This is a genomic window from Mycobacterium sp. DBP42 (assembly GCF_005924235.1).
Lineage (GTDB): Bacteria > Actinomycetota > Actinomycetes > Mycobacteriales > Mycobacteriaceae > Mycobacterium > Mycobacterium syngnathidarum.
Genome location: NZ_VCMY01000016.1, coordinates 83,206 through 108,347, shown reverse-complemented (window position 1 = coordinate 108,347; position 25,142 = coordinate 83,206). Strand labels below are relative to the sequence as shown.

The 25,142-nt window shown below is 66.4% G+C and carries 23 protein-coding genes and 1 riboswitch; of the genes, 15 read left to right on the top strand and 8 right to left on the bottom strand.

Going from position 1 to position 25,142, the window contains the following annotated elements; genetic code table 11:
- Positions 1–127: 127 nt before the first annotated feature.
- Entirely contained in the window at positions 128–721 is a 594-nt protein-coding gene (locus tag E0T84_RS16765) for a TetR/AcrR family transcriptional regulator (protein WP_138744996.1), read from the bottom strand.
- Positions 722–792: 71 nt separating this feature from the next.
- Here E0T84_RS16765 and E0T84_RS16760 point away from each other — a divergent pair, with 71 nt between their 5' ends.
- The 8 genes from E0T84_RS16760 (at position 793) to E0T84_RS16725 (ending at position 10,432) form a co-directional block, all read left to right on the top strand.
- Positions 793–2,346, top strand: a complete 1,554-nt coding sequence (locus E0T84_RS16760) for a carboxyl transferase domain-containing protein (RefSeq protein WP_070186062.1) — start codon at positions 793–795, stop codon at positions 2,344–2,346.
- A 2-nt stretch (positions 2,347–2,348) separates the two neighbouring features.
- Positions 2,349–4,358 carry an acetyl/propionyl/methylcrotonyl-CoA carboxylase subunit alpha gene (locus tag E0T84_RS16755; protein WP_070943578.1) on the top strand — a complete coding sequence of 670 codons (2,010 nt, stop codon included), beginning with the start codon at positions 2,349–2,351 and terminating at the stop codon, positions 4,356–4,358.
- The gene (locus tag E0T84_RS16750; RefSeq protein WP_070186063.1) at positions 4,355–5,518 is read left to right on the top strand and encodes an acyl-CoA dehydrogenase family protein; all 1,164 of its coding nucleotides are present in this window, start codon (positions 4,355–4,357) and stop codon (positions 5,516–5,518) included. The genes E0T84_RS16755 and E0T84_RS16750 overlap by 4 nt, the downstream gene beginning before the upstream one ends.
- Entirely contained in the window at positions 5,515–6,006 is a 492-nt protein-coding gene (locus E0T84_RS16745) for a MaoC family dehydratase (RefSeq protein ID WP_070186064.1), read from the top strand. Before E0T84_RS16750 ends, E0T84_RS16745 begins: the two co-directional genes overlap by 4 nt.
- Positions 6,006–6,812: a CoA ester lyase gene (locus tag E0T84_RS16740; RefSeq protein ID WP_070186065.1), complete on the top strand. Its 807-nt coding sequence runs from the start codon at positions 6,006–6,008 to the stop codon at positions 6,810–6,812. The genes E0T84_RS16745 and E0T84_RS16740 overlap by 1 nt, the downstream gene beginning before the upstream one ends.
- A gap of 244 nt (positions 6,813–7,056) precedes the next feature.
- Positions 7,057–8,160: a pyruvate dehydrogenase (acetyl-transferring) E1 component subunit alpha gene (gene pdhA / locus E0T84_RS16735; protein ID WP_070186066.1), complete on the top strand. Its 1,104-nt coding sequence runs from the start codon at positions 7,057–7,059 to the stop codon at positions 8,158–8,160.
- Between the two features lie 5 nt (positions 8,161–8,165).
- Positions 8,166–9,251, top strand: a complete 1,086-nt coding sequence (locus E0T84_RS16730; RefSeq protein ID WP_138744995.1) for an alpha-ketoacid dehydrogenase subunit beta — start codon at positions 8,166–8,168, stop codon at positions 9,249–9,251.
- A complete protein-coding gene (locus E0T84_RS16725) occupies positions 9,248–10,432 on the top strand; it encodes a dihydrolipoamide acetyltransferase family protein (protein WP_138744994.1) in 1,185 nt (394 codons plus the stop codon). The genes E0T84_RS16730 and E0T84_RS16725 overlap by 4 nt, the downstream gene beginning before the upstream one ends.
- Before the next feature lie 11 nt (positions 10,433–10,443).
- Here E0T84_RS16725 and E0T84_RS16720 read toward each other — a convergent pair whose 3' ends face one another.
- From E0T84_RS16720 to E0T84_RS16700, 5 genes are all read right to left on the bottom strand, one after another.
- Positions 10,444–11,196 carry an enoyl-CoA hydratase gene (locus E0T84_RS16720; protein ID WP_070943525.1) on the bottom strand — a complete coding sequence of 251 codons (753 nt, stop codon included), beginning with the start codon at positions 11,194–11,196 and terminating at the stop codon, positions 10,444–10,446.
- Positions 11,197–11,330: 134 nt separating this feature from the next.
- Positions 11,331–11,606: a hypothetical protein gene (locus E0T84_RS16715; RefSeq protein ID WP_131823111.1), complete on the bottom strand. Its 276-nt coding sequence runs from the start codon at positions 11,604–11,606 to the stop codon at positions 11,331–11,333.
- A 225-nt stretch (positions 11,607–11,831) separates the two neighbouring features.
- A complete protein-coding gene (locus E0T84_RS16710) occupies positions 11,832–12,509 on the bottom strand; it encodes a hypothetical protein (protein WP_249383664.1) in 678 nt (225 codons plus the stop codon).
- Between the two features lie 73 nt (positions 12,510–12,582).
- Positions 12,583–13,272, bottom strand: coding sequence for an MspA family porin (locus tag E0T84_RS16705; protein WP_138744992.1), 690 nt, complete (start codon positions 13,270–13,272; stop codon positions 12,583–12,585).
- 90 nt (positions 13,273–13,362) lie between these two features.
- On the bottom strand, positions 13,363–14,058 hold the full coding sequence (locus tag E0T84_RS16700; RefSeq protein ID WP_070185857.1) for an MspA family porin: 696 nt from the start codon (positions 14,056–14,058) through the stop codon (positions 13,363–13,365).
- A gap of 382 nt (positions 14,059–14,440) precedes the next feature.
- Between E0T84_RS16700 and E0T84_RS16695 the strand changes: the two genes are divergently transcribed.
- From E0T84_RS16695 to metE, 3 genes are all read left to right on the top strand, one after another.
- Positions 14,441–15,013, top strand: coding sequence for a hypothetical protein (locus tag E0T84_RS16695; RefSeq protein ID WP_249383663.1), 573 nt, complete (start codon positions 14,441–14,443; stop codon positions 15,011–15,013).
- 50 nt (positions 15,014–15,063) lie between these two features.
- Complete coding sequence (locus tag E0T84_RS16690; RefSeq protein ID WP_249383662.1) at positions 15,064–15,726, top strand: sensor domain-containing protein; 663 nt, start codon at positions 15,064–15,066, stop codon at positions 15,724–15,726.
- A gap of 77 nt (positions 15,727–15,803) precedes the next feature.
- A riboswitch (cobalamin riboswitch) is annotated at positions 15,804–16,009 on the top strand.
- Between the two features lie 125 nt (positions 16,010–16,134).
- Positions 16,135–18,408 carry a 5-methyltetrahydropteroyltriglutamate--homocysteine S-methyltransferase gene (gene metE, locus E0T84_RS16685; RefSeq protein WP_171055058.1) on the top strand — a complete coding sequence of 758 codons (2,274 nt, stop codon included), beginning with the start codon at positions 16,135–16,137 and terminating at the stop codon, positions 18,406–18,408.
- A gap of 3 nt (positions 18,409–18,411) precedes the next feature.
- Here metE and E0T84_RS16680 read toward each other — a convergent pair whose 3' ends face one another.
- Positions 18,412–19,068: a GntR family transcriptional regulator gene (locus tag E0T84_RS16680; protein WP_138744989.1), complete on the bottom strand. Its 657-nt coding sequence runs from the start codon at positions 19,066–19,068 to the stop codon at positions 18,412–18,414.
- 68 nt (positions 19,069–19,136) lie between these two features.
- Here E0T84_RS16680 and E0T84_RS16675 point away from each other — a divergent pair, with 68 nt between their 5' ends.
- The 3 genes from E0T84_RS16675 to E0T84_RS16665 are packed head-to-tail and all read left to right on the top strand — an operon-like array spanning position 19,137 to position 22,628.
- Entirely contained in the window at positions 19,137–20,495 is a 1,359-nt protein-coding gene (locus E0T84_RS16675; protein ID WP_070185862.1) for an LLM class flavin-dependent oxidoreductase, read from the top strand.
- A 9-nt stretch (positions 20,496–20,504) separates the two neighbouring features.
- On the top strand, positions 20,505–21,689 hold the full coding sequence (locus E0T84_RS16670) for a CaiB/BaiF CoA-transferase family protein (protein WP_138744988.1): 1,185 nt from the start codon (positions 20,505–20,507) through the stop codon (positions 21,687–21,689).
- Between the two features lie 30 nt (positions 21,690–21,719).
- Positions 21,720–22,628 carry a CoA ester lyase gene (locus E0T84_RS16665; RefSeq protein ID WP_070943522.1) on the top strand — a complete coding sequence of 303 codons (909 nt, stop codon included), beginning with the start codon at positions 21,720–21,722 and terminating at the stop codon, positions 22,626–22,628.
- 21 nt (positions 22,629–22,649) lie between these two features.
- Here the strand turns inward: E0T84_RS16665 and E0T84_RS16660 are convergent, their stop codons facing one another.
- A complete protein-coding gene (locus E0T84_RS16660; RefSeq protein ID WP_070943521.1) occupies positions 22,650–23,459 on the bottom strand; it encodes a class I SAM-dependent methyltransferase in 810 nt (269 codons plus the stop codon).
- A gap of 190 nt (positions 23,460–23,649) precedes the next feature.
- Here E0T84_RS16660 and E0T84_RS16655 point away from each other — a divergent pair, with 190 nt between their 5' ends.
- Positions 23,650–25,122, top strand: coding sequence for a PPE domain-containing protein (locus tag E0T84_RS16655; RefSeq protein WP_138744987.1), 1,473 nt, complete (start codon positions 23,650–23,652; stop codon positions 25,120–25,122).
- Positions 25,123–25,142 lie beyond the last annotated feature (20 nt).

Genomic DNA, 25,142 nt, shown 5'->3' with positions numbered 1-25,142 from the left:
CCCCGGGAAAGCCCGCACCACCTGGCGAAACAGGACAATCCACCCACGCCTACACCCGAAAACTACTCCCCAGCAACACAACTCGACATCAGACCAAGCCCACGCCCATTTCCACGCAAAATCCGGGCTAGCCGGAGGTCAGTGCCGCCAGCGTCATCCGGCGCAGCACCGCACGTGAATGTGTCTTGGGGACAGCGGGTCTCACGCTGTACGGGGTTGAGTTCAGCAGGCCGAACGCGGCATGCGCCATCACCCGGGCGTCCTCCTCGGCGAGGTCTGGATCGAGCCGGGTCAGAGCCGTCACCCAGATTTCCACGTACTGCCGCTGGGCGCGGCGCACCTGTCGTCTGGCGGTGTCGGGCAGGTGGGCCAGGTCGCGGTCCTGGATGCGGATCAGGTCGGATTCGCCGAACACGAAGTCGAGGTGGAAGTCCACCAGGTCGTTCAACGTGCCGGCCGGGTGCTCGCCGGCGGCGATCACTTCCTGTGCTCCGGCGAGCAGGCGGGTACTGATCCCGACGAGCAGCTCGACCAGCAGCGCTTCCTTGTTGGGGAAGTGCCGGTAGATGGCGGGCCCGCTGATGCCGACGGCCGCGCCGATGTCTTCCAGCCGCACTGCGAGGTAACCCCGTTCGGCCACAAGCCGTTCGGCGGCGGCGATCAGCTGGCTGCGGCGGTCGGATTTGGCCTTGCTGCGACGGGTGACGGCGCTGTCGGGCATGGCGCCTCCGGAGGGTAGACAACTCAGTTAATGAAAACTAACCTATCACGAGTTAGTTGTCATTAACCGAAATGGGAGCTGCCTTGTCATCGCACCGCGACGAGCATCTGGCGCTGGTCGAGCAGCTGCGCGCCAAGCTCGCCACCGCCGCCCTCGGCGGCCCCGAGCGGGCCCGTCAACGTCACGTCGACCGAGGCAAGTTGCTGCCCCGCGACCGCGTCGACGGCCTGCTGGACCCGGGCAGCCCGTTCCTGGAGATCGCCGCCCTGGCCGCCGACGGGATGTACGACGACGAATGCCCCGGCGCGGGGATGATCGCCGGCATCGGCCGGGTCTCGGGCCGGGAATGCCTGATCATCGCCAACGACGCCACGGTCAAGGGCGGCACCTACTACCCGGTGACGGTGAAGAAGCACCTGCGGGCGCAGGAGATCGCACTGCAGAACAAGCTGCCGTGCATCTACCTCGTCGACTCCGGTGGTGCATTCCTGCCGCGCCAGGACGAGGTGTTCCCCGACCGTGAGCACTTCGGCCGGATCTTCTACAACCAGGCCACCATGAGCGCACAGGGCATCGCGCAGATCGCCGCGGTGCTCGGCTCGTGCACCGCCGGCGGGGCCTACGTGCCAGCGATGAGCGACGAGGCTGTGATCGTGCGCAACCAGGGCACCATCTTCCTCGGCGGCCCGCCACTGGTGAAGGCCGCCACCGGCGAGGTCGTCACCGCCGAGGAACTCGGCGGCGGGGACCTGCACTCCAAGACCTCTGGTGTCACCGACCACCTGGCCCACGACGACCGCGACGCGCTGCGGATCGTGCGCAACATCGTCGCCACCCTGGGTCCGGCCGAAGCGCCGCCGTGGGCGGTGGCGCCGACCGTCGACGCCACCGCCGATCAGGCCGAGCTCTACGACGTGGTGCCGGTCGACGCCCGGGTGCCGTATGACGTGCACGAGGTGATCAGCCGGATCGTCGACGGCGGCGAGTTCAACGAATTCAAGGCCGAGTACGGCACCACCTTGGTCACCGGGTTCGCCCGCATTCATGGCCACCCGGTCGGCATCGTCGCCAACAACGGTGTGCTGTTCGGCGAATCCGCGCTCAAGGGAGCCCATTTCATCGAGCTGTGCGACAAGCGCAAGACACCGCTGCTGTTCCTGCAGAACATCGCCGGGTTCATGGTGGGCCGCGACTACGAGGCCTCGGGCATCGCCAAGCACGGGGCCAAGATGGTCACCGCGGTGGCCTGCGCCCGGGTGCCGAAGCTGACCGTGGTGATCGGCGGCTCCTACGGCGCGGGCAACTACTCGATGTGCGGGCGCGCGTATTCGCCTCGGTTCCTGTGGATGTGGCCCAATGCGCGCATCTCGGTGATGGGCGGTGAGCAGGCCGCGTCGGTGCTGGCCACCGTCCGCGGTGACATGAGCGCCGAGGAAGAAGAACAGTTCAAGGCGCCGATTCGGGCCCAGTACGAGCACCAGGGCAATCCGTACTACTCGACCGCGCGGCTCTGGGACGACGGGGTGATCGATCCTGCTGACACCAGAACTGTTCTAGGACTGGCTCTTTCGGTTGTCGGCCAGGCTCCGCTGGAGCCGGTCTCCTACGGCGTATTCCGGATGTGATGATGACTTCAAGCATGTTCGACACAGTCCTGGTTGCCAACCGCGGCGAAATCGCGGTGCGTGTCATCCGCACCTTGCGGACCATGGGCATCCGGTCGGTGGCGGTCTTCAGTGACGCCGATGCCGGGGCGCGGCACGTCCTGGAGGCTGATTCGGCCGTACACATCGGTCCTGCCGCGGCAAGACAGAGCTACCTGAGCATCGATGCGGTGGTTTCGGCCGCACGGAGTTCCGGTGCGCAGGCCGTACACCCCGGCTACGGATTCCTTTCCGAGAACGCCGAGTTCGCTGCCGCGCTGCAGGCGGCGGGCATCGTGTTCATCGGGCCGCCGGCCGCGGCGATCGCCACGATGGGCGACAAGATCGCCGCCAAGGCCGCGGTGTCGGCGTTCGGCGTCCCTGTCGTGCCCGGGATCTCGCGTCCGGGCCTGACCGATGACGAGTTGATCGCCGGGGCGCCCGAGGTCGGTTTCCCGGTTTTGGTCAAGCCGTCGGCTGGTGGCGGCGGCAAGGGCATGCGGGTGGTCGAGCGGGCCGCCGATCTGCCTGCCGCGTTGACCAGTGCCCGACGTGAAGCCGCCGCCGCATTCGGCGACGACACCCTGTTCCTGGAGCGATTCGTGTTGCGGCCCCGCCACATCGAGGTGCAGGTGCTCGCCGACACCCACGGCAACGTGATCCACCTCGGCGAGCGGGAATGCAGCCTGCAGCGCCGCCACCAGAAGGTCATCGAGGAGGCGCCGTCACCCCTGTTGGACCCGGCCACCCGGGCGCGTATCGGTGCGGCTGCCTGCGATACGGCGCGTAGTGTCGATTACACGGGCGCGGGCACCGTGGAATTCATCGTGTCCGCCGATGCACCCGACGAGTTCTTCTTCATGGAGATGAACACCCGGCTTCAGGTCGAACACCCGGTCACCGAGATGGTCACCGGCGTCGACCTGGTGCAGCAGCAGGTTCTGATCGCGGCCGGCGAGAAGCTCGCGATCGGCCAGGATGACATCGTCATGACCGGCCATGCCGTCGAGGCCCGCGTCTACGCCGAGGATCCCGCCAACGGCTTCCTGCCCACCGGCGGTCCGGTTCTCGGGCTGCGCGAGCCCGGCGGGCCCGGGGTGCGGGTGGACTCCGGGCTTCTCGCGGGCACGGTCGTCGGCAGCGACTACGACCCGATGCTGTCGAAGGTGATTGCTCACGGCGCCGACCGGACCGCGGCATTGCACAAGCTGGATCGCGCGCTGGCCGACACCGCGGTTCTGGGGTTGACCACCAACACCGAGTTCCTGCGTTTCCTGCTGGCCGATCCCGATGTGGCGGCGGGCCGATTGGACACGGGGCTGCTGGACCGTCGCGCACCGGATTTCGCGCCGTCGCCGCTCGGCGACGGTGAGCTGATCGCGGCCGCGGCCTATCAGTGGATCAGCAACTGGGAGCAGGCCGGTGACGATCTGTGGGCCAGGCCGACAGGCTGGCGGGTGGGGGAGCGCGCCCCGGCCGCATTCCGGTTGCGGGCCGGTGACCGCACCGACCACGTCTACCTCACCGGGACCCCAAACCAGGCCACGGCGACCGTCGAGAACGGCGAAACCCACACGGTGAGCGCCTCTTTCGCCGGCGGCCGATTCACCGTGACGCTCGACGGTATGCGCACCGAGTATCTGGTCGCCGCCCAGCTGAGTGGGGGCGTCGGGCAGCTCTGGCTCTGCGGAGCCGGACGCAGCTACCTCGTCGAGGAGGTCCGCGAGGCGCCGGTGCGCCCAGACGACGAGCACAGCGGCGATGCCGAACTCCTCAGCCCGATGCCGGGATCGGTCGTCGCGGTGGGAGTCGAGAACGGTACCGAGGTGGCGGCAGGCACCACGGTGGTCACCGTCGAGGCGATGAAGATGGAGCACGCCCTGACCGCACCCACCGATGGTGTGGCCGAACTACTCGTCGCCGTCGGCGACCAGGTCAAGGTGGGTCAGCTGCTGGCCCGAATCACCGTTGCAACACAGGAGAGCGAGCAATGACGGACTTTCTGTCCACCGGCACCCTGCCGGACCACTACGCGGAGCTGGCCAAGACCGTCCGCGACTTCGCCCAGAGCGTGGTCGCTCCGGTGGCCGCCAAACACGATGAGGAACACTCGTTCCCGTACGAGGTCGTCGCCGGCATGGCCGACATGGGGCTGTTCGGTCTGCCGTTCCCCGAGGAATACGGCGGGATGGGCGGCGACTACTTCGCGCTGTGCCTGGCCCTGGAGGAACTCGGCAAGGTCGACCAGAGCGTGGCCATCACGCTGGAGGCCGGGGTGTCACTGGGCGCGATGCCGGTCTACCGCTTCGGTGACGACGCCCAGAAGCAGGAGTGGTTGCCACTGCTGGCCAGCGGCAAGGCCCTGGGCGCTTTCGGTCTGACCGAAGCCGGCGGCGGCAGCGACGCCGGTGCCACCACGACCACCGCCAAGATGGACGACGGCCACTGGGTAATCAATGGCTCCAAGCAGTTCATCACCAACTCCGGCACCGACATCACCAAGCTCGTCACGGTCACCGCGGTGACCGGCGAGCGCGAAGGCGGCAAGAAAGAGATCTCGTCGATCCTGGTGCCGGTGCCCACCGAAGGGTTCACCGCAGAACCGGCCTACAACAAGGTCGGCTGGAACGCCTCGGACACCCACCCGCTCAGTTTCGACGATGTGCGGGTGCCGGCCGAGAACCTGCTCGGCGAGCGGGGCCGCGGCTACGCCAACTTCCTGCGCATCCTCGACGAGGGCCGGATCGCCATCGCGGCGCTGTCGGTCGGCGTGGCCCAGGGTTGTGTGGACGAATGTGTCAAGTACGCCAAGGAACGTCAGGCCTTCGGCGCAGCCATCGGCACCTACCAGGCCATCGCCTTCAAGATCGCGCGCATGGAGGCGCGTGCGCACACGGCCCGCGCGGCCTACTACGACGCGGCCGCACTGATGCTGTCGGGCAAGCCGTTCAAGAAGGCGGCCTCGGTGGCCAAGCTGGTCTCCAGCGAGGCCGCGATGGACAACGCCCGTGACGCCACCCAGATCTTCGGTGGCTACGGGTTCATGAACGAATACCCGGTGGCGCGTCATTACCGGGACAGCAAGATCCTCGAAATCGGTGAGGGGACAACGGAAGTGCAGCTGATGCTGATCGCGCGGGAGGCGGGCCTGTGACCTCTGAGAAGAAAGTCATCGAGCAGCGCGGCCTTTGGTTCGAGGAGTTCGAGATCGGGGTGCGTTACCTGCACCGGCCCGGGCGCACCATCACCGAAGCCGACAATGTGCTGTTCACCACGCTGACCATGAACACCCAGGCGCTGCACCTGGATGCGGCGTTCTCCGATGCCTTGCCGCCGTTCAACGCGCGGTTGGTGAATTCGATGTTCACGCTGTCGACGCTGGTCGGCCTGTCGGTGGCGCAACTGACCCAGGGCACCATCGTCGGCAACCTCGGATTCTCCGAGATCGCTTTCCCCAAGCCGCTTTTCCACGGTGACACGCTGTACGCGGAAACCGAGATCACCGAGAAGCGGGTGTCCAAGAGTCGGCCTGGGGAGGGCATCGTCACCTTCGCCCACACCGGCCGCAATCAGCACGGCGACATCGTGGCCACGGCGTCGCGCAAGACCATGGTGCGGATGCGTCCGGAGGGGGATTCCTGATGGCACTCCAGGCACCGGGGCCGGGCTGGTTGTTCTGCCCGGCAGACCGTCCCGAGCGGTTCGAAAAGGCCGCGGCGGCAGCAGATGTGGTGATCCTCGACCTCGAGGACGGATGCGCGGCCAAGGACCGGCCGGCCGCCCGCCAGGCCCTGATCGACACCCCGCTGGACCCGGCCCGCACCGTCGTGCGGGTCAACCCGGCCGGCACCGCCGACCACGAATTGGACCTGAAGGCGGTCGCCGCCACCGGCTACACCACGGTGATGCTCGCCAAGACCGAGCATGCCGATCAGGTGCGCGCCCTGACGCCGCTGGATGTCGTGGTGCTGGTCGAGACCCCGCTGGCCGCACTGAACGTGGTGGAGCTGGTGCAGCCCGACAACGCCTTCGCGGTGATGTGGGGAGCCGAGGACCTGTTCGCGGTCACCGGTGGCACCGCCAACCGCTGGCCCGACGGCACGTACCGCGATGTCGCCCTGCATGTGCGGTCGCAGACCCTGTTGGCCGCCAAGGCCTACGGGAAGCTCGCGCTGGATTCGGTGTACCTCGACATCAAAGATCTCGACGGCCTGCGGGCCGAGGCCGATGACGCGGTCGCCGTCGGTTTCGACGCCAAGGTGGCGATCCACCCGACGCAGGTCGCCGTCGTACGGTCGGCCTATGCGCCCACCGAGGAGCAGATCGTCTGGGCGCGGGCCGTGCTCGACCGGGTGGCGACGGAACGAGGGGTCTTCCAGCACGACGGACTGATGGTCGACGCTCCGGTGCTGCGACGGGCCGAGCGGATCGTCGCGCTGGCTCCGTAGATCCTGCTCGCGTGTAGCCGACACGCGTCCGATCCGTGACCCACGATGAACCCGGTCGCCTCGGTTCGAAGCGCATAATGGCGATATGCCCCAGTGCTGCGACGGGCCGAGCGGATCGTCTGACTAGCGCCATATCCAGGCATTAGCCGGAGGCCTCTCACCAGGGGTTTTGCTCGTACTGCCGTTGCGCTGAGCACCTCATGGACTGGCGGCGCAACATGCCGCCACCCGAGAAGGAGGCGGTATGGCTGGGTTATCTGCAGAGCCGGCCCCGGTGCGTTCGAGGGTCGATCTGGATCCGGTGCGATTGGTCGACGCCGACGGGTCGCCCACCGACGAGACGCGATACAGCCGCGATCTGCCGCCCGAAACGCTGGGATGGCTCTACGAATCGATGGTCGTCACCCGCGATCTGGACGCCGAGTTCGTGAATCTGCAGCGCCAGGGTGAGCTGGCGCTCTATGCCTCGTGCCGCGGCCAGGAGGCGGCCCAGATCGGCGCTACCGCCTGCCTCCGCAAGACCGACTGGTTGTTCCCGCAGTACCGCGAGATCGGGGCGTTCCTGCTGCGCGGGATCACCCCGGGCCAGATGGGTGCGGTGTGGCGGGGTCAATGGCACGGCGGTCGCGAGTTCACCAGCCGCTGCGTCGCCCCGATTGCGATTCCCATCGGCACCCACGGGCTGCATGCAGTCGGGGCCGCGATGGCCGCACAGCGGCTCGGCGAGGATTCGGTGACCGTCGCGTTTCTCGGCGACGGCGCCACCAGTGAGGGCGACGTGCACGAAGCGCTGAACTTCGCCTCGGTGTTCGGCGTGCCGTGCGTGTTCTTCGTGCAGAACAACCAGTGGGCGATCTCGGTGCCGGTCAGCAGGCAGCAGGCCGGGCCGTCGATCGCACACCGGGCCATCGGGTATGGCATGCCGGGGATCCGCGTCGACGGCAACGATGTCCTGGCCTGCTACGCGGTCATGGTCGAGGCCGCCGAACGCGCCCGCTCCGGCGCCGGCCCCACGCTCATCGAGGCCGTCACCTACCGGATGGGGCCGCACACCACCTCCGACGACCCCACCCGCTATCGGTCTGCCGACGAGGTAGACGAGTGGCGTTCCCGCGACCCGATCGCGCGGTATCGGACCTATCTGCACAACGCCGGCCTGCTCGATGAACGACTGGAGCAACGGGTCGAAGCGCGTTCTCGGCGGCTGTGCGCCCAGGTACGAGAGGCGCTGGTAGGGGCGGCGGATCCGGATCCGGCCGAACTGTTCGACACCGTATATGCCGAGATCACCCCGGATTTGGTACGCCAACGCGAGGCGTTGTCGGCCGAACTGGCGAAGGAGGCGTGAGGTTCATGACCCAGATCATCGATCGTCCTGCCGCTCAAGGTGATTCGCCAGACCCATGGGAACCGATACTGGCTCCGGTCACCACACCTGTGTCGCCGGGTTCGGTACCGGTGGCCGCCGAACTGACCATGGTGGCGGCCATCAACCGGGCGCTACACGACGCGATGGCCGTCGACGACAGCGTACTGGTGTTCGGTGAGGACGTCGCCACCCTCGGCGGGGTCTTCCGGGTTACCGACGGACTGTCCGAGACCTTCGGCTCGGAAAGATGTTTCGACACCCCGCTGGCCGAATCGGCCATCATCGGGGTGGCCGTCGGCCTGGCGATCCGCGGATTCACCCCGGTGCCGGAGATCCAGTTCGACGGGTTCAGCTATCCGGCCTTCGACCAGATCGTCAGTCACCTGGCCAAGTACCGGATGCGCACCCACGGCGACATCAACATGGGTGTAACGGTGCGAATCCCGTCGTTCGGCGGTATCGGTGCGGTCGAACACCATTCGGAGTCCACCGAGTCGTACTGGCTGCACACCGCGGGACTGAAGGTGGTCGTACCATCGACCCCGTCCGATGCGTACTGGCTGCTGCGGTATTCGATCAGCAGCGCCGACCCGGTGATATTCCTGGAGCCCAAGCGACGTTACTGGACTCGTGAACTCGTCGACACCACGGCGCCGGCGCCACCGCTCGGCCGGGCGGCGCTGCGGCGGAAAGGAACCGACCTCACGCTCATCACCTATGGAGGCCTGGTGGCCACGGCGCTCAACGCCTCGGATCTGGCGGCCGAGCAGGGCTGGAGCCTCGAGGTCGTCGATCTGCGCTCACTCAACCCGCTCGATTTCGACACGGTTGCGGCGTCGGTGCGGCGGACGGGCCGAGCCGTCGTGATGCACGAGGGGCCTAAAACCCTGGGCTTCGGCGCCGAACTGGCGGCCCGGATCTCCGAGGAATGCTTCTACGACCTTGAGGCACCGGTATTGCGTGCCACTGGCTTCGACACTCCCTATCCACCGGCTCGGTTGGAGAAGGTGTGGCTGCCCGGCGTCGATCGCGTGCTGGACTGCGTCGAGCGTGCGATGGTGCAGCCGTGAACCGGGAATTCCTGGTCCCCGACCTCGGTGAGGGCCTGGCGGACGCCACCATCACCAGCTGGAGCGTTGCGGTGGGCGACAGCGTCGAGCTCAATCAGACGCTGTGCACGGTAGAGACCAACAAGGCCGAGGTGGAGATCCCGAGTCCGTTCGCCGGCCAGGTGCTCGAGCTCGGCGGCAAGGCGGGGGATACCTTGACCGTAGGGTCACTGCTGGTCCGGATCGACACCAGCGAGCCGGCCGCGAAACCGACTGAGACGGTGAAAAATGGTGCAGTCCATGGCAAGTCGGTGCTGGTCGGATATGGCACGGACGACACCATGGATGCCAGCAGGCGGGCGGCGACCGAGGGGCCGCGGGCCCGGGCCAAACCTCCGGTGCGGAAGCTGGCCGCCGACCTGCACATCGACCTTCAGCAGGTGGCGCCCGGATCAGGACCCGAGGGCATCGTCACACGTGACGATGTCCTGGCCGCCGCGGGCAGCCCGGACATCATCGACGTCACTGGTGTCCACGCCGCGATGGCGCGACGGATGTCGTTGTCGCGTAAGGAAATACCTGATGCCCATGCCAGGGTGGAGGTGGACTGCTCGGCACTGTTGCAGTTGTGTGAGCGCATCAAGGCCGCGGACGCCGGACTTCCTGCCACGCCGTTCGTTTTGACGCTGCGGATGCTGGTTCTGGCGCTCGGCCGGCATCCGATGTTGAATTCCACGTGGCTCGAGACCACCGAAGGCCCTCAGATTCACCGACACCCGGCCGTACATCTGGGCTTCGGTGTGGCCGCGCCGCGAGGGCTTTTGGTCCCGGTGATCCGCGACGCACACTCGAAGACCACCCGCGCATTGGCCGCAGAGGTGGCCAGGCTGATCGACCAGGCGAGAGCCGGCACGCTCGGCCCGGCTGAGCTGAGTGGCTCGACTTTCACTGTGTCGAACTTCGGCGCGCTCGGTGTGGACGACGGTGTGCCGGTGATCAACTACCCGGAGGCCGCCATTGTGGGTATGGGCTCGATGAAGCCGCGGCCGGTCGTGGTCGACGGGACGGTGGCGGCCCGGCCGACCATGTCATTGACGTGTGCGTTCGACCATCGCGTCGTCGACGGTGCGATGGCTGCCGCGTTCCTGCGTGACCTGCGATCGCTGGTCGAGGCGCCCGAACTGGCTGTGCTCGACCTTTAGCGCACAGCCGGCTATTTGCGTTTGGCGGCAGCCAAACGCTCGGCGAATTCCGGGGATTCGATGGAGCGGGCCTGCGGGCCGAGTTCGATGTCGACGGCGGCCCCATGCTGGGCGATGTCGACCGTCCCCGGATGGGCGGTGGCCCGCATCGAGGCCTTGGTGGCGATGACCACGTCGCGTGGCGCGCCGGCCGGTCCCGCGGCGAGCATACGAGCGGCGCCCACCGGATCTTCGGCGATCGACAGGGCCAACCCGTGACGCACCGCGGACTCAGCGTCGAAACGCATGCCGAACAACAGGGCCGCCCGCGCCACCTGTGGGCCGACGCCTCTCTGCAACATCCACGTCGCACCGCCGCCGGGATGAATGCCCAGCTTCTGGAACCGCGGGTCGAACAGTGCATTCGGGCCGGCGATGCGGATGTCGGCGGCCAGCGCCAGGTTCAGGCCCGCGCCTACGGCGGCGCCGTTGACCGCAGCGATCGTCGGCAGCGTGCAGTCGGCGACCGCGAGGAACCCGTCGTAGATCTTGCGCAGTCCGTCCTCGGTGGCCTCGCCGAGCGCGGTGAGGTCGGCACCGGCGCAGAACGCCTTGCCGGCACCGGTGACGATCACCGCGTGCACATCGGGGTTGGCCTCGGCGGCCTCGACCGCGGCACGGAGGGCCGCCGACATCTCGAACGTCACCGCATTGCGGCGTTCGGGATCGTTGACGGTGATGACTGCGATGTGATCGTCGACGCTGACCAACACTGAATCTGCCACCAGGTCACCCTAGCTGTTTCGGCATCCCGCCCATGGGTGTCACGCCGGAGTGGCCGCCGAGCGCGGGCGCCACTTTGGCGTGACACTCGAGGGTGTGGCGGAAGTGGGCGCAGGCGCTGTCTCGGGGCTGGGCTTCAGGAATTCGAGCCCTCGTCCGGGCACTGCACGTCCACATACACCGTCACCGAGGATTTCGGCAGGGGCGGGACTCCACGGTTGGGGTTGTGGATCGAATTGACCCGACAGCGGTCCAGCGACAATGTGCTGGTTCCGCCGACCCAGTTGATCGCCACATTGTAGCCCTCGGAGCTCAGCGCTGAGATGGTCTGATCGGCCGGCTGTCCGCTGCCCGCGGTCGGCTCCGCAATGGCCAACGGTGCGCATCCGATGGCGATGGCCGACATGGTCATGACAAATCCGGTGAGCTTTGGATATCGCATGTACGCCGGCATCCCGACCCTCCTGGCGGTCGGATCTCATGCTGTCGCACTCACGGAAAGCGCCGCCCGCCATCCGTCAGTGTATTCCAGGTGGACATCAAGTGAACGGAAAGTTACCAGAGTCTGTCTGGCTGATGCGGAGGGCAGAAAAAATCGGGCAGCGTCCGGGGTGGACGCTGCCCGACGGGCTCGGTGTTACGGAGCGGGGGGTGCGGGGACGGGAGGTAACGGAGCTCCCGGCGCCGGCGACGCTGCTGCCGGATCCGGGAGATTCTCACCGAGGCCCTGCGGAATATTCGTTCCCGGCGGTGGCACGGTTCCCGGAAGTGGTTCGCCGAGTTGCTCTTTGGGTACCTGGCCCAGCAGCGAGCCGCGCAGGCTTCCATTGCGGTACAACGTGTGCATCTGTCGCATCCAGTCGAGCCCGGAGATATCCGCGTTCTCCTGGCCCGGTGCGACGCCGACGACGGTGCCCTCACCGGGCGCCGACGGTTTCTCGTTCTGCGGGAAGAAGTTTCCGTTGTTGAACGCCCTGAGGTTGGGTGCCTCCGTCGGTGGTGGCACACCCGGCGCGGACGGATTTTCGTACTGCCCGAGCAGGGCGCCGGGACTCATGTCGACCCCGTTCGGGACGCCGAGCCTGCCCGGAGCGGTCTCGGTGCCGGTCTGTCCCAGAACCGACAGCCCGCCGGGACCGAGGGGTGCGCCCACCAGCGGCACCTCTGGCCCGGGTGGCGGTGGCGGCTCCGGTGCCGGTGCGGCGACCGCGGGTGCACCCGGAACCTCTGGCGGTGCCGGATCGGCGGCGGCGGTTGCCGAGCAGGCAACCGCCGCGCCGATCACGAGCAGCCCGGCGGCGGCGAGTGTGGCCATCGCATTCCTGCCTGCGAATGGACTGTCCGAGTTCTCGCTCATACCTTCGTGTTTCGCTGTCAAAGCCAGTCCGTCAGACTGCCTTGGTGACGCCATAGTAGGCCACCACATCGTCGGTGTCGGTGGTGGAGCTGGTCAGCGTCGCATAGGACCGCAGGAAGGACTGGCCGACGCAGCCGTCGATCTTGATGTGAACATCCTTCACGGTGACGCGCACGGGCGCGGCCTTGAACGACTTCTTGTTCACCGAGACATTGGTGACGGTTCCGGGCTTTGCGTGGATCTCGATGGTGCCCGAGATCGGCATGCTCACCCCGGTGGGGATGATGCCGGCCAGGGTCGAGCCCGAGGTGCTCAGACCGATCGACCCGATCAGGCGGACCTGTCCCAGCTCGATGCCGCAACCGATCTGGTAGCCGGTATCCAATGTGCCACCGGTCAGTGACGTGGCTCCGCTGCCGGTGACGGTGCCGGTGAAGGTGGCTCCCACCATGTACTCGCGTGACGAGGCAGCGGTGGTCAGAGGTGCCACCGGCAGCTGGCTCTCGTCTTTCGCCGAGACGGTGAGCGTCCAGCCGTCCGGGGTGGTGACGACGCCCGGCTCGGCGGATGCGACGAGTCCGTTGTCCGGTGGGGGGCCGGCATCGACAGGTTGTGCGGCCGGTTCCACCGGTGGCGGTGGTGGATCCGCCGACGCGAGGGGCGGCAACGCAACCGGGGCGAGCAGGCAGGCAGCAGCCAAGATGGCGAAACGATTCAACATGCGGGAACTTGTGCCTCTCGTGGGGTTCGAATCCGAGGGATCGGCGTGGTGATCAGTGCGGATCATGGTCGGTGTGTTTTCGGGGGAGGGTCAGACGACCTTGGTGACACCGAGGTAGGTGATGACGTCATCGGTGTTGTCGGTTGAGCTGGTCAGCGTCGCGTAGGTGCGGATGAACGACTGGCCGGCGCACTGATCGAACTTGATGCGGACACCCGTGATAGTGACGCGGGTGCCGGTGCCCTTGAACGACTTCTTGTCGATCGGAACGATGGTGACGGTGCCCGGCTTCAGGTACACCTTGCCCTGCAAGCTGATTCCGGTGCCGAGGCTGGCGTCGCCGGCGGAGCCGGTGAACGGAATCTTGATGCCCGGCGAGAAGCTGAGGCCGGGGTTTATCTCGGTTTCGTCGCTGACGATGCCGCAGCCGATCTGGGCGCCGGCCTCCAGTGTGCCGCCGGTGAGCTTGGTCTTGCCGCCGCCCGAGACTTTCCCGGTGAAGGTGCCGCCGACAAGGTATTCCCGGGATGACACCGCGGTGGTCAGCGGCGCGACCGGCAGCAGGGTCTCGTTGGAGCCTGCCACTGTCACGTGCCAGCCATCCGGGGTGTCCAAGACGCCGGGAGGAGAAGACGGCACCGCGCCGGTATCCGGTGGGGGCGGTGCCGGCGCGGCGGCCGCTGCAGCTGCGGCCGGGTCCGGCGGCGGATCTGCGGATGCAAGGGGCGCAATCGCTACGGGGGCCAACATGCAGACTGCAGCCAGGGGGGCAAAACGACTGAACATGCGTGAACTTGCGCCTCTCGTGGGACTGGCCCCTGTCGTCCTGCGACACGTCGTGGTCGCCAGAACCCAACGGGGCCAAGGAATCTGTCGCGACGAATCATGAACCTATTGCGTTTCGGTTCGGTGAACAATGCCCCAACAGTCGCCGCCGCATTCCCGTCCGGCTGAGGGTTCCTCAGCTGTGAAGTTTCTGGGAAATCCCCTGTGCTGCAGCGTATTCCGCAATTGAGGAAAGCGGGGCGCCAGCGGCACGCGATGGACGACGTGTGGAGGGGGCAGATTGGCAGGCTGTTCACTTTCTGGACATGTGAACCCTCAACGGTGTGGTGACTCGGAGGTACGGCGAAAGCGCCGGAACTGCCACCGACTGAAGGAGGAATCGTTGAGGTCGTTTCAGGTGTACCAGCGAGGGCTGGTATCGCTGATCGTTGCCTTCAGCATCGGTTTCGCTGCCACGCCGATGGCTGTCGCCGAACCTGGTGATGAGGCCGGTGCTCCCGGCCCCGTGCTGCCCGAGTTGCCCCCGGTGCCGGCCGCCGGTCCGGTACCGGTGCCGGTCGCCGGCACCGATGACCCCGGTGTACCTGCGGTTACGGCCTGCTCGACGTTCGCCGACGCGCTCGATTCGGCGTCGACGTTCTACGGCGACTTCGCTGATTCGATCGAGGGTGTGGAGCGGCCCGACTACCGGGATCCGACCATCAGCACGACGAACACGAGCGGTCGGACCGCGCTGCGCGAAGCGGCCGCGTCGGCACTGAACGCTGCCGGCACGCCGGGACTGCCGCCCGATATCGCAAACCCCATGCGGGCATGGTCCTTCGGCGCCACCAAGCTGCTCTTGAAGATGGGGCTGCGCAGCGGCGGTCAGTCGCTCAATGACACCGCCACCCAACTCAACAACGATGCCACCAATGCGCAGATGGCTTGCGCCGCAGCGGGAACCCACGCCTGATGCGCGTGGTCACACCGTGCTGTAAGCAGAGGAATACCGTGCTCGGCGTTGTGTTTTCGTTGATCATGCTCGTGCTGCCGGCCACCAGCTGTGCCGACAACGGCGACAAGGCTCAGGGGCCGCCGGAAGAAGTGCCCAAGTCGGCCCTCGAGAGGCTGCTGCTCACCACCGATCAGGTCAACGCCATGATGACGACCGTTGGGATGGTGGCACATCCGCCGGTCACCGAGATGAACGACCATCGCAACCTGCTGCCCAATCTGAATTGTCTGGGCGCGTGGCAGGTGAACGAGTCCGCCATCTACGGCGACCGTTGGACCGCCATGCGCCAGGTGCTGCTACGCGGTCCCGACAGGGACAACTGGGACAACCTGCTGGTGCAGTCGGTGGTGATCTTCCCTTCGACACAAGAAGCCGCCGACTTTCTCGATCAGTCGGCCGATCGCTGGTCGAAGTGCACCAACCACAATGTGAACATCACGCTCAACGGGCAGCCGCTGCCCAGGTGGCGCAGCGGCGATCTGATCGAGACGGATTCGGAGCTCACCTTGCCGTTCACCCGTATTGACGGGGACCAGACCCGCGCCTGCCAGCGTGCGCTGGCGGTGGCCGCCAACCTTGTGATGGATATCCAAGCGTGTAAGCCGGGAGGGTCCTCGGTGACCCAGGCCGCTGAGGTGGTGGACAAGATCAAGGCCGCGATGGCGCGCTGACCGGTACCCGCCGCGCTGCGGCGGGTAGTCTGAGGCGCGCAGCTGGTTTGTCGGTACCGGGGTGTTTGCGGAGCCGACATCGAACGCCGCAGGCTGGTTGAGATGTGGCGTGAGAGGGAACCCGGTGAGAATCCGGGACTGTCCCGCAGCGGTATGCAGGAACGACCGCCGTCATCAGCACTGGCACGCAGGGAACTGCGGCCGGGAAGCGACGGCCAGTAGGGGCGCGGTTTTCCGTGCGTGCCTGTGAGTCCGAAGACCTGCCAGCCGTACCGGGCGCGCCGCGTCCGGTGGTTCATCGCCTCGCGGAATGGGCAGTGGCCGAAAGTAGTTCGCTCGTGGCGGGTGGCTGCGTTCGGTTCGGTGTCTCCTGGCGGTGGCCATCCCCGTATGTTGAAGGACGTCGTCATGAGCACAACCGCAGCACCCTTCGCCGCCACCATCCTCGGGTCGCCCCGAATCGGGCCGAACCGCGAACTCAAGCGCGCAGTCGAGAAGTACTGGGCCGGCCGCATCGATCGCGACGAACTCGAATCCGTGGCCGCCGGCCTGCGTCGCGACACGTGGGCGTCAATGGTCGCAGCCGGGCTGGACTCGGTCCCGGTCAACACCTTCTCGTACTACGACCAGATGCTCGACACCGCAGTTCTTGTCGGCGCACTGCCGCCCAGGGTGGCCGATGTGCCCGACGACTTGGACCGCTATTTTGCCGCGGCGCGAGGCAACGATGACATCGCGCCGCTGGAGATGACCAAGTGGTTCGACACGAACTACCACTACATCGTGCCGGAGATCGGGCCAGAGGCCACCTTTACCCTCAACCCGGACAAGGTGTTGGGGGAGTTGGAAGAGGCACGTGCACAGGGGATTACGGCGCGACCGGTGGTTGTCGGCCCCATCACCTTTCTGACGCTGTCGAAGGCCGTCGACGGTGCGGACGCGCCACTGGCTCGCCTCGATGATCTCATCGATGTCTATTCCGAACTGCTGGGATTGCTGGCAGATAGGGGAATCGAGTGGGTCCAGCTCGACGAGCCGGTGTTGGTGACCGACATCGTCGACAATGCGGCCGAACTCGCCGAGCGGACCTACAACCGTCTCGGTGGACTGGCCAAGAGACCTTCCGTCTTCGTCGCAACCTACTTCGGAGAGCTGAGCGATGCGCTGCCCGCGCTGGCGCGCACGCCGGTCGAGGCCATCGGCGTCGATCTGGTTGCGGGAACTGGTGCTGCCCTGGGCGCAGTGCCGGAGCTCGCGGACAAGCTCCTGGTGGCGGGTGTGGTCGACGGGCGCAACATCTGGCGCACCGACCTGGAGGCCGCTCTGGGCACCTTGTCCGCGCTGCGGGAAGCGGCCGCGGCGATCGTCGTTTCTACGTCGTGCTCGACACTGCATGTGCCCTACGCCCTCGATGCCGAGGACGACCTCGACCCGGCGCTGCGCAGCTGGCTGGCCTTCGGTTTCGAGAAGGTCACTGAAGTGGTGGCGCTGGCACGTGGTCTCAAGGACGGACGCGACGCCATCTCGGCGGAGATCGCTGCGTCCCATGCGGCCATCGAGTCGCGCAAATCCGATCCGCGACTGAACAACAGCCGAGTCCGGGAACGGATCTCGGCGATCGTCGCCTCGGGCGCCAAGCGTGGATCGGCCGATCAGCGTCGCGCTGCACAGCAGGACCGGCTGAAGCTGCCTGCTCTGCCCACCACCACGATCGGGTCATACCCGCAAACCTCGGCCATTCGCATCGCCCGTGCCGACCTCAGGTCGGGCAAGATCGCCGCCGCGGAGTACGAGCGCAGGATGAAGGCCGAGATCGCCGAGGTGATCAAGCTGCAGGAGCAGCTGGGCCTGGACGTGCTGGTGCACGGTGAACCCGAGCGCAACGACATGGTGCAGTACTTCGCCGAGCAGCTCGACGGGTTCTTCGCCACACAGAACGGCTGGGTGCAGTCCTATGGCAGCCGCTGCGTGCGACCGCCGATCCTCTACGGGGACGTGACGCGGCCGAAGCCGATGACGGTGGAGTGGATCACGTACGCGCAGTCACTCACCGACAAGCCCGTCAAGGGCATGCTCACCGGTCCTGTCACCATCCTGGCCTGGTCGTTCGTCCGCGATGATCAGCCGTTGGCGGATACGGCTGCGCAGGTGGCACTGGCGATTCGGGACGAGACCGTCGATCTGCAGTCTGCCGGCATCGCGATCATCCAGGTCGACGAGCCGGCTCTGCGCGAGCTGCTGCCGTTGCGCTCGAAAGACAAAGCGGCATACCTGAACTGGGCGGTGGACGCATTCCGGTTGTCCACCTCCGGAGTGGAGGATTCGACACAGATCCACACCCATCTCTGTTATTCGGAGTTCGGCGAGGTGATCGGCGCGATCGCGGATCTCGATGCCGACGTCACCTCGATCGAAGCGGCTAGGTCGCACATGGAAGTGCTCGGCGATCTGAACGCTGTGGGGTTCTCCAACAGCGTCGGCCCGGGTGTGTACGACATCCACTCGCCGAGGGTCCCCGGAGTCGAAGAGATCGCCACATCGTTGCGGGAGGCACTCGATGCGGTTCCGGCCGAACGACTCTGGGTCAACCCGGATTGCGGCTTGAAGACCCGTACCACCGACGAGGTGACCGAGTCGCTCAAACACCTGGTCGCCGCGGCCGCCGAGGTTCGCGGGCGATAGCGGTCAGCTCGTGGCGGCCTGAGCATCCAGCCAGGCCGCCAACGAGCGCCCGGCCTCCAGGACGTGGCGTTCGGCGATGGCCCGGGCAGCCTCGGCGTTCTTGGCCTCCAAAGCATCCAGCAGCTGCTCATGTTCGTCGAGCGAGTGCTCCTCATGCTCGGGAAACACGGTCAGGAAGTTGGACGGCACCACCCGCGCGGCCTGCCTGATCTGGGTCAGCAACCGGGGGGAGTGCGCGGCCCGGTGGATCTCCTGATGGAACAGCCAGTTGGCCTCGCCGATGCTGTCCTCGCCTGACCGCTGCGCGACATCGGCTGCGAGTTCGCGTAGCCGGCCGAGTTCGTCGGCGGTGATCCGCTCGGCAGCCCAGGCGGCGGCCTGGCCGGTGAGGACGCCGAGGATGGTGAAGCTGTCGGTGACGTCGTCCGAGTTGACGCCGATGACGGTGATCCCGCTGCGGGGAGCGACCCGCACCAGCCCTTCGAACGAGAGTTCCAGGAGAGCTTCGCGGACCGGCGTGCGACTGGTCGCGAACTCTTCGGTGATGGCGTCCAGGTCGATGCGGCTTCCCGGGGCCAAAGTGCCGGTGATGATGCGGTCGCGCAGTTCGCGCGCCGCGCGTTCGCGCACGGTGCCCGCGATGTCCAACGGCGACGTCATCCGTGCAGCGTACCTGTATGACGTACGGTATCCTTGATATCTAATATATCAGATGTTAGATTCCAATCATGCGTACCGATCAGATGTCTCTCGTGGCGTTCATGCAGGCAGGAAGCACTTCGGTGTACGCCGGCTCGTGGCGCCACCCCGCGACCGAACACAGCTACCTCGACGCGTCGTACTACGCGAAGATCGGCCGCCAGCTCGAGGAGGGTTGCTTCGACCTGATGTTCTTCGATGACCGGCTGGCCATGCCTGGGATCTACGGGGGTTCGGTGGCGGAGGCCGTGCGTTACGGGGCCCGCCCGGTCAAGCTCGACCTGAGCGTCATCCTCGGAGTGCTGGCGCAGACCACCTCGCACATCGGCCTCGGCGCCACGTACTCGACCACCTACTACGCGCCGTTCCATGTGGCCCGAACCTTCGCGACCCTGGATCACCTTTCCCGCGGCCGCGCGGCCTGGAACGTGGTCACTTCGGTCAACGACAGCGAGGCGCAGAATTTCGGCCTGGACACCCACCTTGGACATGACGAGCGCTACAACCGCGCCGATGAGTTTCTCGACGTGGTCGCCGGCCTCTGGGACACCTGGGAGGACGACGCGATTCAGCACAATCGAGCTTCCGGGCAGTACGCCGACCCCAGCAAGGTTCATGAGCTCGGCCATGTCGGTCAATACTTCTCGTCGCGTGGCCCGCTGACCGTGCCGCGCACGCCGCAGGGCCGACCCGTCATTCTCCAGGCCGGATCGTCGGGGCGTGGCCGTGAATTCGCCTCGCGTTGGGCTGATCTCATCTTCACCGGTGATCCCGGCATCGATGTGGCACGGTCGCACTATCTGGATCAGAAGGCGCGCATCGCCGATGCCGGCCGCGATCCGGCTTCGGTGCGGATCTGCCCGATGGCCTATGCCGTGGTGGGGGAGAGCGAGTCTCATGCCAAAGAACGCGAAGACATGTTCCTCAACGATCTGGTGGACCCGATGGCCTCCCTGACCCTGCTCTCGGAGCTGATGAACTACGACTTCGCTCAGCACGACCTCGACGATCCGGTCACCGATGAGCTCATCGCCTCGGTTTCGGGAATCCGGGGACTGGTGCAGAACCTGCGCAGCCATATCGGTGGGGACACGGTGACAGTGCGCGACCTGGCGGGGCACCGTGCCACTCTGCTGCAAGGCCCCCGCTTCGTCGGTACCGGCAGGCAGGTGGCCGACCAGATGGAGGAGTGGTTCACCAGCGGTGCCTGTGACGGATTTGTCATGGCTGCAACGCATTCCCCGGGGGCCTACGAGGACTTCGTGCGGATGGTGGTGCCTGAGTTGCAGCACCGTGGTTTGTTCCGTACCTCCTACACCGGAACCACTTTGCGCGATCATCTCGGGCTGGACCGCCCGGCTCCCAGCTTCGCCAGTTCGGCCTCGTAGATGGTCGGCATGCTCAGCGGCATCCGGGTGCTCGACCTGGCCACGCTGGCCGCAGCGCCCTTGGCCGCCACCTATCTCGGTGAGTTCGGCGCCGATGTCATCAAGGTCGAGCAGCCTGGTCAGGGGGATCCCATCCGAACCTGGGGCAACCAGCGCGACGGCGTCGGGCTGATGTGGAAGTCGGTGTCCCGCAACAAGAAATCCGTCACCGCGAACCTGCGGGTGGCCGAAGGGCAGGGCCTGGTTCGGCGGCTGGTCGAGAAGTCGGATGTCGTGATCGTCAACACCAGGCCGCAGACGCTGGCCAAATGGGGCTTGGACTACGAGTCGTTGCGTACCCTCAACGACCGCATCGTGATGCTGCACATCACCGGTTACGGGCTGACCGGACCCAAGAGTGCGCGGCCAGGGTTCGGGACGCTGGGTGAGGCGATGAGCGGGTTCGCCCACGTGACAGGCGAAGCCGACGGGCCGCCGACCCTGCCACCGTTCATGCTGGCCGATGGGGTGGCCTCTCTCAACGCCGCCTATGCCGTGATGATGGCGCTCTATCACCGCGACGTGCACGGGGCCGGCGGGCAGTTGATCGACATCAATCTGATCGACCCGTTGGCGCGATTACTGGAACAGAACCTGCTGGGGTATGACCAGCTGGGTATCGTTGCGCGCCGGGCCGGCAATCGCTGGGACATCTCAGCTCCCCGCAACACCTATCAAACCTCCGACGGACGCTGGCTGGCGATGTCCGGCAGCTCACCGGCGTTGGCGCTGAGGGTGTTTCGGGCCATTGGACGCGACGATCTGGTGTCCGATGCCGATTTCTCCGATCCGCAACGCCGGCTGGCGCGTGCGGCCGAGGTCGATGCGGTGGTGGCGGAATGGGTTGCCGCGCACACCTTGTCGGAGGCGATGGCGGTGCTCGATGCCGCCGAGGTGGCCGCGGCACCTGTCTACGACATCACTCAACTGGTGGACGACGAACAACTGCGCCACCGCGAAGTGTTCGTCTCGGTGTCCGACAGCGAGCTCGGCGCGATGACGGTGCAGGCACCGGTCCCGCGGTTCTCGGGCGACGCCGGGAAGTTGGACTCGCTGGGCCCCCGCCTCGGTGAACACAACGCCGAGGTCTACCACCAGCTGCTTGGCCTCACAGCTGAGGAAATCGATGATCTGCGCGCCAGTGGCGTGCTGTAACACTCAGTGATGCAAAGGAATACAAATACGATGACAAACCTCGTTCGCCGCTCTGAGCTCGCCCTCCCCGCCTGCAACGACCACATGTTCGTCAAGGGAGTCACCTGCGGTGCCGACCTGGTGTTCCTCGACCTCGAGGACGCCACCCCGGTAGGGCTCAAGGTGGAATCCCGTGCCAAGGCCATTCGGGCGCTGACCGAACTCGACTGGGGACGGACTGCGCGGGCAGTCCGGATCAACGGTCTCGACACGCCGTGGTGCCACGACGACATCATCGACGTCGTCACCCACGCTGGTTCCCGACTCGACACCGTCGTGATCCCCAAAGCGCGCACCGCCAAAGATGTCTGGTGGGTCGACGTGCTGCTTACCCAGCTGGAAGAAAAACTCGGACTCGACCGCAAGATTCGGCTGGAGGTGCTGATCGAGGAGGTCGAGGGGCTGGCCAACGCCGAGGAGATCGTGCGGGCAAGTCCGCGCTTGGACGCGGTGATCTTCGGCGTCGGAGACTTCTCGTTGTCCCAGGGGGCGCGGGTGGACACCAACTTCGTGCCGATGGGTGAGTATCCGGGTGACTTCTGGGCATACGCCCGCAACAAGATCATGGTCGCGGCGCGGATCGCCGGCATCGACGCCATCGACTCGCCCTACCCGGACTACGCGGATGTCGCGGGCTACGAGGCAGAAGCGCGCCGATCATCGCTGTACGGGTATACCGGCAAATGGGCCATCCATCCCAGTCAGGTCCCGATTGCCAATGAGGTCTTCGCGCCTACCGCCGAGGAGATCGCGCTTGCACAACGCAACGTCGCGGCGTACCGGGAGGCCGAGGCGGCGGGCCGCGGCGCTGTCGGCGTCGAGGGGGTACTCGTCGACGCCGCACACGTGAAGAAAGCCGAAGAGGTGTTGGCGCGGGCCGCGCTGATCGGTGTCGGCTAAGGCGGCTGTGGTTCCTGGGCGTCAGCCGAAGTCGACGACGTTGGTCGGTGCGCGGAAACGTTGTAGCGAAGGCGACCGATACACGAGTGCGGCTACACGCGACAAGACCCGGCCCCTGCCCGTCGGCATGTCAAGTTCGTGCACCGCGAGAACCCCTGGAATAGCGCGCAACTCGTCGTAGCGGTCGGCAGTGAACGAAAACGGCATCGGCGGTGCGGTGTAGTGCCTGCTGAGCCGGATGCCGCGGCGTTGCGAGTACCAGCTCAGAATGCGCGGGACGCTGTCGAAGATCAGCTGCCCGCCGGGGAACCTGGCGGCGCAGGCGGCAATGAGGTCCAACACCGCGTCGTGCTCCAGATACTGAAACAGACCCTCGGCGGTGATCAGCACACCGTTGGTGGCATCTACCTCATCCATCCACGAGTGATCCAGTGCCGACTGCGCCAGGTGGCGCAGTCGGCCCGAGGTCGGAAGCAACTGCTCGCGAATCTGTACGACAGGCTCCAGATCAACTGAAAGCCAGTTGATCTCGCCGTTGTCAAGGCGCCAGAAGCTGGTCTGCAATCCCTCGGCCAGGGCGACCACGCTGGCCCGCGGCTGCATCTGCAGATAGCGGCCGGTGGCATTGTCGAACGCGACGGCCCGCAGGGCGGTGGCCTGGTGGGTCCGGCCGAAACGGCGGTAGTCGTAGCCGAGGCTGTCGCGCAACGTGACCGCCAGCGGGTCCTCGATGATTCCGTCGGGCCGGGCCGCCTCGGTGGCTCTCTGGTGCAGAGTCAACAGCGCGGTTTCGGATATCGCGGTCAGATGACGGGCGTCGACGACTGGCATGGCACGACCGTACCTGTCGTCCGATTTCCGCCGCACCCGCACGCCGGAACCGAGATTCGTTGCCCCGGTTCAGACATCATCTTGGCCACGCCGGGAACTTTCTGGCGGCCGTGACCGACCAGCACTAAGACAGGGCGACGTATGCCCGGGGGCGTGGCGCCCGTCGATGCTCATGCGAGGAGGTGATGATGTGACTGTCCCGTACTGGCTGGCGGTACCCCCAGAGGTGCATTCCGCGCAGCTGAGCACCGGTCCGGGACCTGGATCTCTTCTTGCCGCAGCCGCTCAGTGGGAGGCACTGAGTATTCAATACGGTGCGGTGGCAGCCGAACTCACACAGATCCTGACTGACGTGCAGGCAAGCAGTTGGGAAGGGCCCAGCGCCGCGCAGTACGTCGCTGCCCATGGCCCCTACCTGGCTTGGCTGGAGAAGGCGTCAGCCGACAGTGCCGTCACCGCCGCACAGCACGAGACCGTCGCAGCCGCTTACGTCAGCGCTCTGGCGACCATGCCCACCCTGGTCGAACTCGCCGCCAACCACGTCACCCACGGTGTCCTCGTGGCCACCAACTTCTTCGGTGTCAACACCATACCGATCGCGCTCAACGAAGCCGATTACGTGCGGATGTGGCTGCAAGCCGCCGAGGTGATGATGACCTACCAGGGGGCCGCGGTGAGTGCATCTGCGGCGGTGCCGACGCCACAGCCGGCGCCTTCGATCCTGGCGCCGGGAGGCGAAGGGCAAAGCGGACAACGGAATACGTCGAGCTCAACCCCGGACAGTCAACCTCCCAGCGATATCTGGCGGCTGATCTCGGACCTCATATCGGGTGCCGGCAACCCAGCACAACTCCTCGAGACGTTTCAACAGCTGTTCGGGCAACTGGGGTTCAACCCGGCGGAGGCCGCCATACTCGCTGCCATCGCGCTGGTGCTGTACGACATGCTCTGGTACCCGTACTACGCCTCGTATTCGCTGCTCCTGCTGCCCTTCTTGGCGCCTGCGCTCAGTGCCCTCAGCGCGCTGAGCGCATTGTCGCTGCTGCAGCCCAAGGTGCCACCGTCGGGCATGGCAGCCGTTCCCGTCCAGGTCGACACCGACCACCGCGTCGCTTCGACTTTCGGCACCGGCACGGCATTGGGCCCGTCGGGAGTATCCAGCCCGGTGTCACAGGCCGGGGGTTTGGGCTCTGGTGCACCCGCGGGCAGCAGTGCAACGAGCTCGGCGGCCTCACCGTCGGCCGGCTACGCCGTCCCCGGTCTGGATCCGCCCGCGGTCGCAGCGGGACCGAAATCGGGCGTGAAAACCACTGATGGCATGGCAGATATCGTCAGCACCGTTGCCGCGGCAAGATCGGCTGTTGTCGCTCGCAACCGGCGAAGAAAGACGGGCCGCAGACGAGACCATGCCCGAAGCTACCGGTACGAGTTTCTGGACTCCACCGACGGCATGGACGCCACCATCGACAACGCGGACCTGAGTCGATCCCCGTCGCCGAGCGACACGGGGGCCACCACCATCCTTGGTTTCTCCGGGGCTGCGCCGGTCGCCACGAGTGCGTCTGCCGCTGGCATGGTCCGGCATGGGCGTGCCGGCGCCGGGGAATCCGTCCCGATGCTTCCCGGTACCTGGATGTGCGATTCCGATGAGCGACGTGGATAGCGGGAACTTTCAACCAATTT